Below are 11,725 nucleotides of genomic sequence, written 5' to 3' on the forward strand. Positions count from 1 at the left end.
GGCGTTTTCAACGGTCGATGAGCGCGGAATAGGTCGTCGCGGTCCCGCGTTCGGTATGCTTGCCGTGATACAGCGCGATGTCTGCCTGACGCAGAAGATCCCGTTCGGTCATGCCCGTCGCCAGCCAGCTGACACCGATCGTGCCCGACACGCAAAGCTGTTCCCCGTCACCGATATCGACCGAATGACGAAGGTCTTTGAGCAGTTTCAAGACTAAGGCCCACACCGCATCCTGGTCTGTTCCGCGGACGATAACCGCAAATTCGTCGCCACCAAGCCGCGCGGTGACACATTCGGTAAGATAAGAGGCGTGTAGCGCTGTTGCGATCGTCCGCAGGACCTGGTCTCCCCTCAGATGGCCACAGCGGTCGTTCACCGCTTTGAACCCGTCCAGGTCGATCATCAGCAGCGCAAGTGGCGTCCCGTTCGTATGGCCGCCTGCAATGCCTGCGGATAGCGCATGGTTGAAGCCGGCGCGGTTGGTCAGTCCGGTGAGCTCGTCGGTGTGGGCCGATCGCCGTAATGCCTGCTCCATCTCGTAACGACGGGTGACGTCCTGGAACACGCCGATGAGTGCGACGGGACGCCGAGTTCAGTCTGACGGCGCTCGCCTATAATCTCAGGCGGGCGATAAACCTGGTCGGCGTACAGGGGCTGATCCGGGCAGTGCAGGCCTGATCTAACGCCAAAAGATCCCTTCTGGCCGGCCTCCGCGGCTGATGGCGCTCTATCGGTGGCCCGGTGCCGCCTGTAACCCTCAGCCACTAACACCGCCCTCATCCCGTGCATTGCAGGCGCGGCATCAGCCAGCGGCGAGTTTCCGCACAGTCTGAATGGTGTAACGGGAATGACGTTTTGGTGGGCTGGCTGCCGAACGGGGTCGCGGCAGTAAACAGTCACGTTCAATTCCACTCCGCCAATCTTTTAGCATAGAGCCGTCCCGCCAATGCTAGTTCGTCCGCCGACGCTTTGTTAGCACGGTAGATCAGGAACGGATCGGCCCAGCGCCAGAAGCAGCGGTTTGCGGTGGCGCGGAGGGGTTTCAACAGTTCTTCGAGCGAGAACAGGTTAGCGCCTCCTGACGTGTAGGCGGACGGATCGTTACCGGCCGTCGCCGCGATCATTACGGGCAGGCCGCGCAGCCGTTCGCCCTCTTCCACAGGGCGCATATAATACATCCGGGTCAGCACCGTGTCCTGCCACGCTTTGAGCAGAGGCGGTGTGGAATACCATTGCACCGGAAATTGCAGCACGAGCCGATCCGCCGCGAGAAGACGGGCGACCTCAGCCTCCAACTCGATCGCCCCATCAGGATACAAGCCGCCCATGTCGACGATCTCGACGTCCGGCGACGTATCGACGGCGTCGGCCAAGGCACGATTGGCATGCGATCGCGCATAGTCTAAGTGAAAGATAAGGACGGTGGTTCTCATTGCGCATCTCCTTCATGCGCGCCGACAAATGACCCAGGAGCCTCTATACTTCCAATGGATGATTAATATGGTACTACATTCGCCACATGAATATACGCGGCATTGACCTCAATCTGCTGACGGTTCTGCATGCTCTTCTCGAGGAGGAGCATGTCTCGCGGGCGGCACGCCAACTTGCCCTGTCGCAACCGGCAACCTCGAGCGCGCTCGAGCGCTGCCGCCGCCTGTTCGACGATCCGCTGCTAGAACGGGTCGGCAGCACGATGCGGCTGACTGCCAAGGCCGAAGCGCTTCGCCAGCCACTCGCCGAGATCATAGCAGACATCGGAGGACTGGTCGCGATCGATGCGCCGCTGCTGAAGGACGTTCGTCAGACCGTGCACATCGTTATGGCGGATGCGCTGGCCACGTCGCTGGCGCCCGCGCTTCATGCGGAGGTCAGCGGGCAGGCGCCGGGGATTGAGCTCGTCCTGCACCCTTGGGGTGGTGGCGAGCAGGCGGTCCAGCAGCTCGCTCGCGGCACGGTCGATCTGGCGGTCTCGGTTTTGCCGGAAACTATCGGACCAGACTTTCACACAGAGGTTGTCGACAAGGCAAGTTACAGAGTCGTGATGCGCCGCGATCATCCTGCGGCGCCGTGCTTCGATCTCGATCGCTGGCTTTCGTGGCCGCATATCATTGTTTCGTCCCGTGGCGGCACCAGAACGTCCGTCGACGACGCGCTCGCCGCCCTCGGCCATCAGAGGCGGATCGGGATGGTGGTGCCAAGCTTCCTTCTCGTGCCCGCCATCATCCGGCGGTCCGACATGGTCGCGCTGTTGCCTACGGTGGCGTTCGGCAATCCTACGGATCTTGGATTGGTCGCATTTGATCCACCGCTGCCGCTCGACAGTTTCACCCTCCGTCTTGCATGGCATCGCCGACGCAGTCAGGATCGCGCCGTGCAATTCGTCGTCTCCAGTGTCCGGACGCTGATACGAACTCCTGCCGATGGCGGCCAGGTAGAGTGATCCACTCTTGCGCGATGTTGCGCCAAGCAACCTCGGGAACAGCAGCTTTCCAAGATCGGCTGCGGGCGGGTTCTATGGCAGGGAATGGGCGAAGGCAGTCGGCCAGCCGTTTCTGAAAAGGATCGGATTTTGGGAATGTCCGGGTTGGGAAGGAAACCGGACCGGCTGCTTTCGGGAGGGCGGGTGGCGATAGCCGACATTGGGCAGCTGCCGGCTTTCCCAAAAAGGATGGCAAAATGGGAATGTTCGCGTGCTCCCCCGTTCACCCTTGGATGAGCTTATCGATAAGCCGATCATCGGCAGGCAGTTGGCCATCAAGCATCAGCATCGCGAGACCATGAACGAGCGACCAGGCCCGTAACGCACCATTCTCTGCCTGCTCCGGGCCAGCATCCCCGGACGAAGCCGCAGCGGCATTGGCCCGTAACATCCGCAATGCCTCTATCTCACCTGTCGCCTGGAGCTGCGCGGACGAGGTGAAGATAAGCCGGAAAATGGCCGGGTTGGCGAGCGCGAACCGCACATAGGCCCGGCCAGTCGCCGCAAACGAGGCAGCGCCTTCTTTGCCACTCACCGCCTCTTGCTGCGCAACGGCGAGCCGATCCAACCCCTCGCGGGCCAGCGCCCGCATCAGCGCCGCCTTGTCCGGGAAGTGCCGGTAAACCGAGGTTGCGGAGACCCCGACCTCACGTGCCATTTCCCGCAGCGACACGCCTTCCACGTCACGTTCGGCGAGCAACCGCAGGCCGACCTCGATCAGTGCTGCGCGCAGATCGCCATGATGATAGCGCTTTTCCATGTTGACACCGTTACCTTGCCGTCTATGCTCACGGTGTAAACATTGGAGGCGGGTATGGCTAGCGTTCTGGCGAGAATGGATGATGATGAGGTCGGGGAAAGCCAGCGGACGGCCCATCGCTTCCTGACGGGTATCCATCGTCCGATGGAGCAGGAACTGACTCTGACCGAGCTGGAGGTGCGTGGCACCATCCCGCCAGCGCTCTGCGGTCGCTATCTGCGCACCGGGCCGAACCCGGTCGCCCCCGATCCCGCTTCCTATCACTGGTTCACCGGCGACGGCATGGTGCACGGTCTGGCGATCCGCGACGGCAAGGCGCTGTGGTACCGCAATCGCTGGATCGGGTCGCACGCCAATGCCGCTGCTCGCGGTACGACGCCGGCGCCGGGGCCGCGTCATGGGCCCAGCGACACGGTGAACACCAACGTCGTCGATCTGGCAGGGCGGGTGTTCGTGGTGGTGGAAGGGGGCAGCTACCCCGTCGAACTGTCCGAGACGCTGGACGTGCAGCACTATGACGATTTTGGTGGATCACTGGTCGGCTCGTTCACCGCGCATCCCCACCGGGACCCGCTGACCGGCGAGTATCACGGCATTTGCTACGAAGGCCGCCGTCCCAACGAAATCCGCCATGTCGTCCTCGACGCCACGGGCAAGGTGGTGCGCGAGGAGCCGATCGCGGTCGAGCACGGTCCGATGATCCATGACTGTGCGATCACGACGCGCTACGTGGTCATTCTCGATCTGCCGGTGACCTTCTCACTGGCGACACACTTGGCGGGCCAGCCGCTGCCCTATGCCTGGAACCCGGCGCATCGTGCCCGCGTCGGCCTGATGCCCAGGGACGGCGACCAGCACGCGATCATCTGGTGTGACGTCGACCCGGCGTACGTCTTCCACGTCGCCAACGCCTTCGATCTGCTTGACGGGCGGGTGGTACTCGATGTGTGCGCCTATCCGACGATGTTTGCCGGCGAGCCCAGCGGACCGGACGCGACCTCGCGCGGACTGGAGCGTTGGACGCTTGATCCTGCCACCGGCACGACCACGGTCGGCACCATCGACGCCGCACCGCAGGAGTTTCCCCGCATCGACGAACGTCGGTTCGGCCAGGCGTACCGCTATGCCTATGCCATGGGCGTGCAATCCGACCGCCGCTTCCAGAGCGCAGGCCGGCTCTACAAGCACGATCTGATCGAGGGTGGCCACGAGGTGCACGACTTCGGTGCTGGCCGCCATCCGGGCGAGTTCGTTTTCGTGCCCGCGCACGGGGATGCCGGTGAGGATGAGGGTTGGCTAATCGGCTTCGTCATCGATGAGCCGACCGACACCACGGAGCTAGTGATCCTGGACGCGGGCAGGTTCGAGCGCGCGCCGGTCGCTAGGGTGCGCCTGCCGCACCGCGTTCCGCCGGGCTTCCACGGCAATTGGATCAACGGGGGCACCGCACAATGAACACGATCACCACGACCATGAAGGACAGCGCTGGAATGTACCGTCAGACGGGTAGCCGCATCGGCATCATCGCCATCGAGGCGGGCGTCAATTTCGGGCTACCGCTGCTGATCTACGATCGGGTGGCACCGCACTCGGGCGACGTGGTCGCGCTGATGGCGTCTTCGCTGCCGCCCTTGCTCTGGTCGCTAGCCGAGTTCGTCCGTCGTCGTCGGGTCGATGCCTTGTCAATCCTCGTGCTGGCTGGCATCGCGCTGTCGCTTCTCGCCATGCTGGGCGGTGGCTCCGCCAAGTTCCTCCAGCTTCGCGAGAACCTCGTCTCAGCGCTGATCGGCCTGGTGTTCCTTGGCTCGGCTGCGATCGGCCGTCCGCTGATCTATCAGCTCGCGCGGGCGGGTCTCGCCCGCAAGTCGCCCGACGAGGTCGCCGCGTTTGAAGCCAAACGCGATACGCCCCGCTTTCGTCGTGTGATGACGATCATGACGCTGGTCTGGGGCATCGGCCTGCTCGCGTCGTCGGCGCTCGCCTGCGTGCTCGTGTTCACGCTCAGCATCCACGATTACATGCTCGTCAGCCCGTTCGTCGGCTATGGCTCGATGGGTGCGCTCGGCCTTTGGACCGTCTGGTACAGGCGGCTGGCGCAACGCCGTGCGGCACGATGACCAGCCAGCATTTTCTCGCAATTGATCTCGTTTCAAGAAAAACCGCGCGGCGGGCCTTGTTGTCAACCTTGGCAGAGGCGAACCTACGTGCGACGTTAGACCATGAGACTTATTTCAGCCCTCTCACTTTTGTCGATGGTCAGTCTGCCCGCGTGCTTCCACCAATCACCGCAAGCCGTTACGCCTAGAAGCGATCAGATTGCAAAAGGGCGTACCGTCTACCAAGTAAGCTATGACCTTGAATACGGTTATACCTTCGATCTTGCGGGGCGACGGAGCTTCCCGGCTATCGCAGAGACAGAACTTCCTAAATTTACAACCTTCTTTGATAACGCCAATATGGCAAGGCTCGTCGGAAAGCAGCTGTTTTGCAACTGCGAGATCGTTACGTCCCGTGACGGATCAAATCGTGTAGTCGCTGCGGACCTGTACGCCCGGTAAGTTCCGAAACGCGCCACTGTAGCCATCGCTTATCCCTATTGGGATCGAATTTCGGGAATGTCTGGATTTGGTGGTCAGGAACCGCTCGACCTATGCCCTGTAGGCTTGGCATAGAGTCGGCATGGAAGATTTCGTGTTAGTATCGGCAGGGTGGCTGCTGAATCAGCAGGTGACCACCTACGACGACGATGGCAACGTCGTGCCGGACGACGGCGAGTATCAGCGGCAAGGGGCCGAGAAGATCTACGTCTTTGCGGAGTTCATGCGAGACAAGGGGCTACTCAACGATGGAGTGCGGGTCACACGAACCCCTGATTTCGAATTGCGCTTTTCCCAGTTGACCGAGAGCGGGCAAAGGTTCGCTAGGCACGCACTGCAAAAGTGGATGCTAGCATTGGATCGAGCCGGACCGAGCAAGAAGGCTGATGCTGCGGGACTTGAACGACGATGGGTAAAATTTGCCGCTGCCTGATTGCGGGCGCAACGTCGGCAATCGTGCGAACAATACTGCCCCCATCCCCGGTAAGGATGGCATTTCGGGAACGATCGGGTTTGAGAGCTTAGCTGCCACCCGCTTGTCGGTTTGCTACTTGATCGCTGTAGCACGTACCGTGGAGGTAGATTAATCCGCCGTGTGCCTCACACCTTGTGAAGCTATCCAACCAGTACTGAATTGGCTGTGATCCATTCCACGTCAACCGGCCGATAAAATCAGCCAAGAGATATGAGCTTAATACATCCCCAAGGATATCTGGCATTGATGTAAGATCATGCAGGCTTGGATACCCCGCCAGTGCCAATGCGTCGAACGGTTTCCCGATCTGATTATCATCTTGTTTGGATTCGGCTACCCACGCCTCATAACTCGGCGTCAGGAAATTGACCATTGTGTCGGGACGAATGGCTACTGTGACTTGATGACACGTCGCGCTTTGGCGAGATGAGCTAAGGCTCATTTCCGGGACCGAAAAGATGCCAGGATCGATTAAGCGATCGCCTACCGTCAAGGATTCGATTGGGTGCACGCCCTTTTTATACCGTGAATCCGGACGCGCTCAACGTCCGGCTTTCTCGCGAAGATCGAATTTTGGGAATGGTCGGGTTTGGTGGAATGCGGACCGTCCGCTATTGGGAAGGCAGATAGCGCTGGCGGACGTGCCCGACGCTGCAGCCTTTCCCGAAAAGGATCCAGACCGTGCGAATACTCAGCGCCAACCTCAATAGGAGCGTGTTGCTCGCAATATAGTATCGCTCAGAGCCGCACCTAAGCGCCTTAGGTGGTGTGGGATCGGGGATGGCGCAGTTAAATTACCTAACAAAATTATGAGGCAAGGTTTTCACACGGTCTGGATTCTAAATTGGGAAGAAGGAGCGGGTTTATCGTCTCCCTGGAAGGGGTATAAACGTTTCCGGGGGGGGGTGTTAAATATAAATTACAATGCTTAATACTAAGATATTCTAAATAGATCGGATATTTCTTCAGAAATCGACCGATAGCGCAACCTCTCGACGTGACCTAATCTCCTGTAATTGCTTCTCGATTGTATTCACGACCCCCTCGTATCCGATCGCACCAAGGACAAGGTGATGTGGAGGGTTATCTTCCTCGGTCAGCGAGATCATAGCCAACGCGGCGCGGGCCGGGTCGCCAGGTTGGTTACCACTTCCCTGAGCGGCCTTGTCCATGCTTGCACCAACGGTTTCTGCGTAATCCTTAATTTTTGTTTTGGTCGTCTGCCCAGAGCTACCGGCGAAGTTAGTTCGGAAAGCTCCGGGCTCGACGCAGGTTACCCTGATGCCAAGCGGCTCCACCTCCGCGGCCAGAGCCTTTGAGAATCCTTCTACCGCATGCTTTGTTGCCGAGTAATATGCTGATCGTGGCATACCTTGTATCCCGGCGACCGACGTAATGCTGATGACGTGACCGCTCCGCTGAGCGCGCATGATCGGCAAGATTTCGCGCGTGATAGCGAAAAGTCCGAAGACGTTGGTATCGAACATCGCGCGAATGCGCGCCTCTTCGCCTTCCTCAGCTGACGACATGTAACCATAGCCGGCGACGTTCGCCAGCACGTCAATTCGACCAAAACGCTCGGTCGCGGCTGCAATAACGGTGGTGATCGCTTCGTAATTGGTTACGTCGAGATCGAGCGGGAAGACCTGCTCTGGTGCGCCGCCGATTCCATCGAGGTCAGCGGCGTTGCGCGCTGTGACGACAACGCGACAGCCGCGCGCGATGACGGCCTTGGCGAGTTCTCTTCCAAAGCCGGATGAGGCCCCAGTGATTAGCCATACGTGTTGGTCGGTCATCATATGATCCTTTGTGCACACAGGAAATGCTGCCTTTTGCTCACCGATAAGCTTCGGCGAGCGGTCTCGAGAACCAGCCGGGGTTAAAGCGAATGCAATAGACCAGAGAAAGCAGACGGTCCGCTTACGGGATCGGGGCGTCTTCCTTACTCGCTGGTCGCAGGGTCGTACCGTGGTGCGGTCAAATCATCCCGTTCCGTATAATTTTGTTGTCAAAAATCCGTCCTGCCAAATGGCCTGTAAGACTGGCTCGTGATCTTCATCATAGGGACAATCGTCATATCCCAATTTTTCGCTACTGGCGGCGTTAACCCCAGCGGTTCGGGCTCTTTCGCATTCCGGAACGTGATCTGCCACACACACACCGCCTTGTATAAAAGGATGGTGTGATAACGACTTATGCTAGATTCTGATGCCGCCTTTCCACTTTGATGAACGAACGTCTGCAAATGGAAGCGGGGTGAAGACCGTGAATGTCTATTTTTGGGCGCTTCCGGCCGATCCGCCGTTCCCGAAAGGGAACGGCGGGCGAGAAGGCATGAGCGAAGTTCAGCCGGCGCGCTGCCCTTACCCCTTACCAGCAGGCTGAAGCGCTACACGGCTCGCTGCTGGCGATACGCAACGCACAGTTGCCGCCCTACTCGGTGTCGACCAGGCAACGATATCACGGCTTTACCGAAGGGGGTCCAAAATGGCCGGATCATTGGGCTGCCGTGACTGAATATGCTACAAGACGATATGCAGGATACTACTCTCTATTTGGTCGGCTGGACGTTACTCGGATCGTTGGGCTGCTGGTTAACGACCTTTAGCCTCAATCGAATTCTCAAGCGCTCTCGTGACTGGTGTAATGCCGTTGGAGTAACTAGCTGGGCGTTGATGAGCAGCGGAATTCTATATGCGTATTATTTCTTCAAAAACGCGGATATGGCTGCGCATCATGAGGCGAATATTGGTTTTTTTGTAGTAGTCGTGGCAGTCTGGCTGGCATTTTCCCTGTTGGGAACCATCTTTGGCGCGCTGATTGTTACGCTTTCGCCCACTGTCGAACGTCGATAGCGCACCAAGGTACGGGCCGGTTGCGCCCCGAGACTTGAAACGGGCGAAGCTGGTCATTCCTGCCGTCGCAAAGGGAACGGCAGGCGAGAAGAGATCGGCGTTCTCGGAATCGATCGAGAAATGGGAATCCGGACGGTCAGCAATGAATGGTGGCGTCTGATAAACACCAGACAGAGCGAGGCAAGAACGGTATGCGAGCGCCATGTCAGATAAGATCCTCATCTTCCTTGGCCCTAACGAGGCGTTCGACCCTGTCGCTGTTGAGCGAGCAATCACGTCTCTTGCCGATTGGACCGTCACTCAAACTGGACCAGGTATCGGGGCAGTCAGCCAATATCTTTGTGCCCGCGACGATAGCGAGTTGATCGTTCGCCTAAGTGCGGATGTTGAAACGGTAACGGTAGATGGGTATCTTGAACGCCCCGCTGCGCTGTTTGTTCTGGCATTTCAATCAGGTATTTCAAACCCACTCCGCATCACCGACATGGGCTACAACTTCGATTTGTCGCTCCGTGATTTCACCGATGCAGAGGGGCTGCAAGCGGCTGCGTCGCACTGAATATACCGGCTGATAACGGCGGTTTTGTTTCTCAAAGGGATCGATCTTCGGGAATGAGTGCCTGATCTGCCGTATCCGCTATCTGGCACTCGCCCCCGGGAAGCTAACTTTGTACAGTGGCATACTCGTGAAGGCTAAAACCAGAGATGTCTTCTTCGTTTAATCGCGCCATTGCATGCTCACTCATCATGAGTCCGCAATATACATGCTTCTCATGCCAAAAGTGTGATCCTTTTGATTTTGTCACGTCAAATATGAGCTTATCTCCCGACGGATATCTCCATGACACACGATCAAATACCCAACCGGGACGTTCGGCGAATACGCTATCGATCCGGTTGCATACTTGCCAAAACCACCTTTTATGTAAAATTTCCCCAGTCTTTCGCACATAGTGCAACTCTATGAATTGATGCACGCTAGGCTCAATATCTTCGATCAGATATCGTAACCGATCGCTTACAGTCCGAACGAAAAGCGCCTCATAGTCTTGGAGCTTTAGGTTTGCTGGCCAAGATATTTGCGTTGGAACGCTCACCACTTGAACCGGACGGCCACTTGATGATTTGCTGACCCTTGTATTTATGCCGCCATCGGGAGTTTCGTCTTGGAGCAACAATTCGGTTGCTCCTCCGACAATTTTCCCATTGGGCTTTCGAAGGCCAGATGGCTCATACGAGGCACCATAAACTGTCATGCTGTGGTTAGGCTCCTACGGCCCCAAAGACAGCGGTGAGCGGCTTCAGGTCGAGCTAGTGCTATACGACCCTCGGTATTCGAAATGCTAACGTTGGAATTTAGAGCGTAGCGGTCTAGCCCTTCACGGCGTTGATATTAAATACAAAGCTTTTCCTTTTTGCGTCACGAGCGGCGCGTCGGGGCATTCTCGCAAACGAACCGCCAGTGAGACGGTGAGGGCGTTCTCGGAATCGATCGAGTTTGAGGAATTAACCGCAGTCTCGTATTGTGGTGTGTGGAACAAGAATATCGGATCAGGCTGTGCAGTCTTACCCTATCGGCATGATCTTACCGGTGCCAGGCTCGGGGCGTCTGGTTCTATTCGAAGCGTATCCGTCGAGGGATGTCATTCACCGCGAAATTTGGGGGCGAGAGGTGTTCCTGTTCGACGCCGGCAACCGGCCCGTTTGGCAGATCGCACCGGAACCAGGCGCGACGAACGACATGCACCGGGAGTTCGATGCGACCCGCCCCGCGACCGACACCTTCGCCGCCATTAGCAATATCGAAGGACGATTTTATGCAAGCCGCATCGGCGGTGACACCTTTTTGATCGATATGACGACCGGCGCTGCCTCTTATACTGGCTGGGCACGGACATAGCCCTTCGTAGCGATCAGATCGTGGGATTGTCGATCTTCGCGCGAGCGTTCCCACAACCGATCGAGAAATGGGAATCCCGTTGGTCCGTAACATTTGCCGATGTTAGAGACGCAAGCCGTTGCGCTACCGATCGCAATCGGTGAGGCTATCACTATGCAGATTAAGGTCATGGCCGATTACGGCTGCGCGCCATTGTGGTGGGACGGAGGCGAACGGGTTGGCAACATCACCCCCCAGACTCTGCCGCTAAGCGAAGGGCTTGTAGAGGCACTGTGGGCTTGGGCCGGCGAATACGACGCGACACTGAACATCGACGATCCGGCCAGATCCGGCTTTGACGATGATGCCGCTGCACGTGACTTCAACGATCGCGGTCGATCTCTCAGCGATCGCGTTGCCGGGGAGCTTGAGGGCGCAACCGTGCGCTTCTGGGAACCTTCCTAGCGACCGCTGTCTGTAGTCCCGGTGATCAAGACGCCTGATGCCGTCCTGAAATCGATCGAATTTCGGGAATTGGCGAGTTGGGAGCTAGACGACGCCGGTCCGCTGCCGATTGCAGGCTAGGGTCAGGACCCATTGATGTGAGAGGCGCGATCTGATTCAGGCTCTGCAAGGAGACTGGCGATGAGCGACCTGTATTGGCTGACTGACGAGCA

At 58.2% G+C, this 11,725-nt stretch carries 14 protein-coding genes and 1 pseudogene; 8 read left to right on the forward strand and 7 right to left on the reverse strand.

The genetic code is table 11. The features are described from left to right. Positions 1–7: 7 nt before the first annotated feature. Both BM244_RS20810 and BM244_RS20815 read right to left on the reverse strand, forming a co-directional pair. Positions 8–565 (reverse strand): GGDEF domain-containing protein, encoded by a 558-nt coding sequence (locus BM244_RS20810; RefSeq protein ID WP_139227028.1) that lies wholly within the window; start codon positions 563–565, stop codon positions 8–10. 337 nt (positions 566–902) lie between these two features. Beyond that, the gene (locus BM244_RS20815) at positions 903–1,433 is read right to left on the reverse strand and encodes an NAD(P)H-dependent oxidoreductase (RefSeq protein WP_093400827.1); all 531 of its coding nucleotides are present in this window, start codon (positions 1,431–1,433) and stop codon (positions 903–905) included. Positions 1,434–1,519: 86 nt separating this feature from the next. On the opposite strand from BM244_RS20815, the gene BM244_RS20820 reads away from it, so the two are divergent. Beyond that, entirely contained in the window at positions 1,520–2,443 is a 924-nt protein-coding gene (locus BM244_RS20820) for a LysR family transcriptional regulator (RefSeq protein WP_093400828.1), read from the forward strand. A 262-nt stretch (positions 2,444–2,705) separates the two neighbouring features. Here BM244_RS20820 and BM244_RS20825 read toward each other — a convergent pair whose 3' ends face one another. After that, complete coding sequence (locus BM244_RS20825) at positions 2,706–3,242, reverse strand: TetR/AcrR family transcriptional regulator (protein WP_093400829.1); 537 nt, start codon at positions 3,240–3,242, stop codon at positions 2,706–2,708. A gap of 54 nt (positions 3,243–3,296) precedes the next feature. On the opposite strand from BM244_RS20825, the gene BM244_RS20830 reads away from it, so the two are divergent. The 3 genes from BM244_RS20830 to BM244_RS20840 all read left to right on the forward strand — a co-directional run bounded on the left by BM244_RS20830 (position 3,297) and on the right by BM244_RS20840 (position 6,272). Continuing rightward, positions 3,297–4,697 carry an 8'-apo-carotenoid 13,14-cleaving dioxygenase gene (locus tag BM244_RS20830; RefSeq protein WP_217649186.1) on the forward strand — a complete coding sequence of 467 codons (1,401 nt, stop codon included), beginning with the start codon at positions 3,297–3,299 and terminating at the stop codon, positions 4,695–4,697. Next, on the forward strand, positions 4,694–5,359 hold the full coding sequence (locus tag BM244_RS20835) for a VC0807 family protein (RefSeq protein WP_254784689.1): 666 nt from the start codon (positions 4,694–4,696) through the stop codon (positions 5,357–5,359). Before BM244_RS20830 ends, BM244_RS20835 begins: the two co-directional genes overlap by 4 nt. Before the next feature lie 562 nt (positions 5,360–5,921). Next, positions 5,922–6,272 (forward strand): hypothetical protein, encoded by a 351-nt coding sequence (locus BM244_RS20840; protein WP_093400831.1) that lies wholly within the window; start codon positions 5,922–5,924, stop codon positions 6,270–6,272. An 88-nt stretch (positions 6,273–6,360) separates the two neighbouring features. On the opposite strand, the gene BM244_RS23310 is transcribed toward BM244_RS20840, so the two are convergent. After that, a complete protein-coding gene (locus BM244_RS23310) occupies positions 6,361–6,687 on the reverse strand; it encodes a hypothetical protein (protein ID WP_175518342.1) in 327 nt (108 codons plus the stop codon). Positions 6,688–7,279: 592 nt separating this feature from the next. Further along, a complete protein-coding gene (locus BM244_RS20845; protein ID WP_093400850.1) occupies positions 7,280–8,110 on the reverse strand; it encodes an oxidoreductase in 831 nt (276 codons plus the stop codon). A gap of 545 nt (positions 8,111–8,655) precedes the next feature. Here BM244_RS20845 and BM244_RS23690 point away from each other — a divergent pair. Continuing rightward, positions 8,656–8,831: pseudogene (locus BM244_RS23690) on the forward strand (helix-turn-helix domain-containing protein); the annotation flags it as partial. A 173-nt stretch (positions 8,832–9,004) separates the two neighbouring features. On the opposite strand, the gene BM244_RS22870 reads toward BM244_RS23690, so the two are convergent. Further along, complete coding sequence (locus BM244_RS22870; RefSeq protein ID WP_139227030.1) at positions 9,005–9,373, reverse strand: hypothetical protein; 369 nt, start codon at positions 9,371–9,373, stop codon at positions 9,005–9,007. Here BM244_RS22870 and BM244_RS20855 point away from each other — a divergent pair. Next, positions 9,372–9,728 carry a hypothetical protein gene (locus tag BM244_RS20855; protein ID WP_093400832.1) on the forward strand — a complete coding sequence of 119 codons (357 nt, stop codon included), beginning with the start codon at positions 9,372–9,374 and terminating at the stop codon, positions 9,726–9,728. The genes BM244_RS22870 and BM244_RS20855 overlap by 2 nt on opposite strands. A 103-nt stretch (positions 9,729–9,831) precedes the next feature. Here the strand turns inward: BM244_RS20855 and BM244_RS22875 are convergent, their stop codons facing one another. Continuing rightward, complete coding sequence (locus tag BM244_RS22875; protein ID WP_139227032.1) at positions 9,832–10,425, reverse strand: imm11 family protein; 594 nt, start codon at positions 10,423–10,425, stop codon at positions 9,832–9,834. A gap of 323 nt (positions 10,426–10,748) precedes the next feature. On the opposite strand from BM244_RS22875, the gene BM244_RS20860 reads away from it, so the two are divergent. Both BM244_RS20860 and BM244_RS20865 read left to right on the forward strand, forming a co-directional pair. Continuing rightward, positions 10,749–11,069, forward strand: a complete 321-nt coding sequence (locus BM244_RS20860) for a hypothetical protein (RefSeq protein ID WP_175518343.1) — start codon at positions 10,749–10,751, stop codon at positions 11,067–11,069. Between the two features lie 153 nt (positions 11,070–11,222). Further along, a complete protein-coding gene (locus tag BM244_RS20865) occupies positions 11,223–11,513 on the forward strand; it encodes a hypothetical protein (RefSeq protein ID WP_139227034.1) in 291 nt (96 codons plus the stop codon). Positions 11,514–11,725 lie beyond the last annotated feature (212 nt).

Source organism: Sphingomonas sp. OK281 (assembly GCF_900115295.1).
Taxonomy (GTDB): domain Bacteria; phylum Pseudomonadota; class Alphaproteobacteria; order Sphingomonadales; family Sphingomonadaceae; genus Sphingomonas.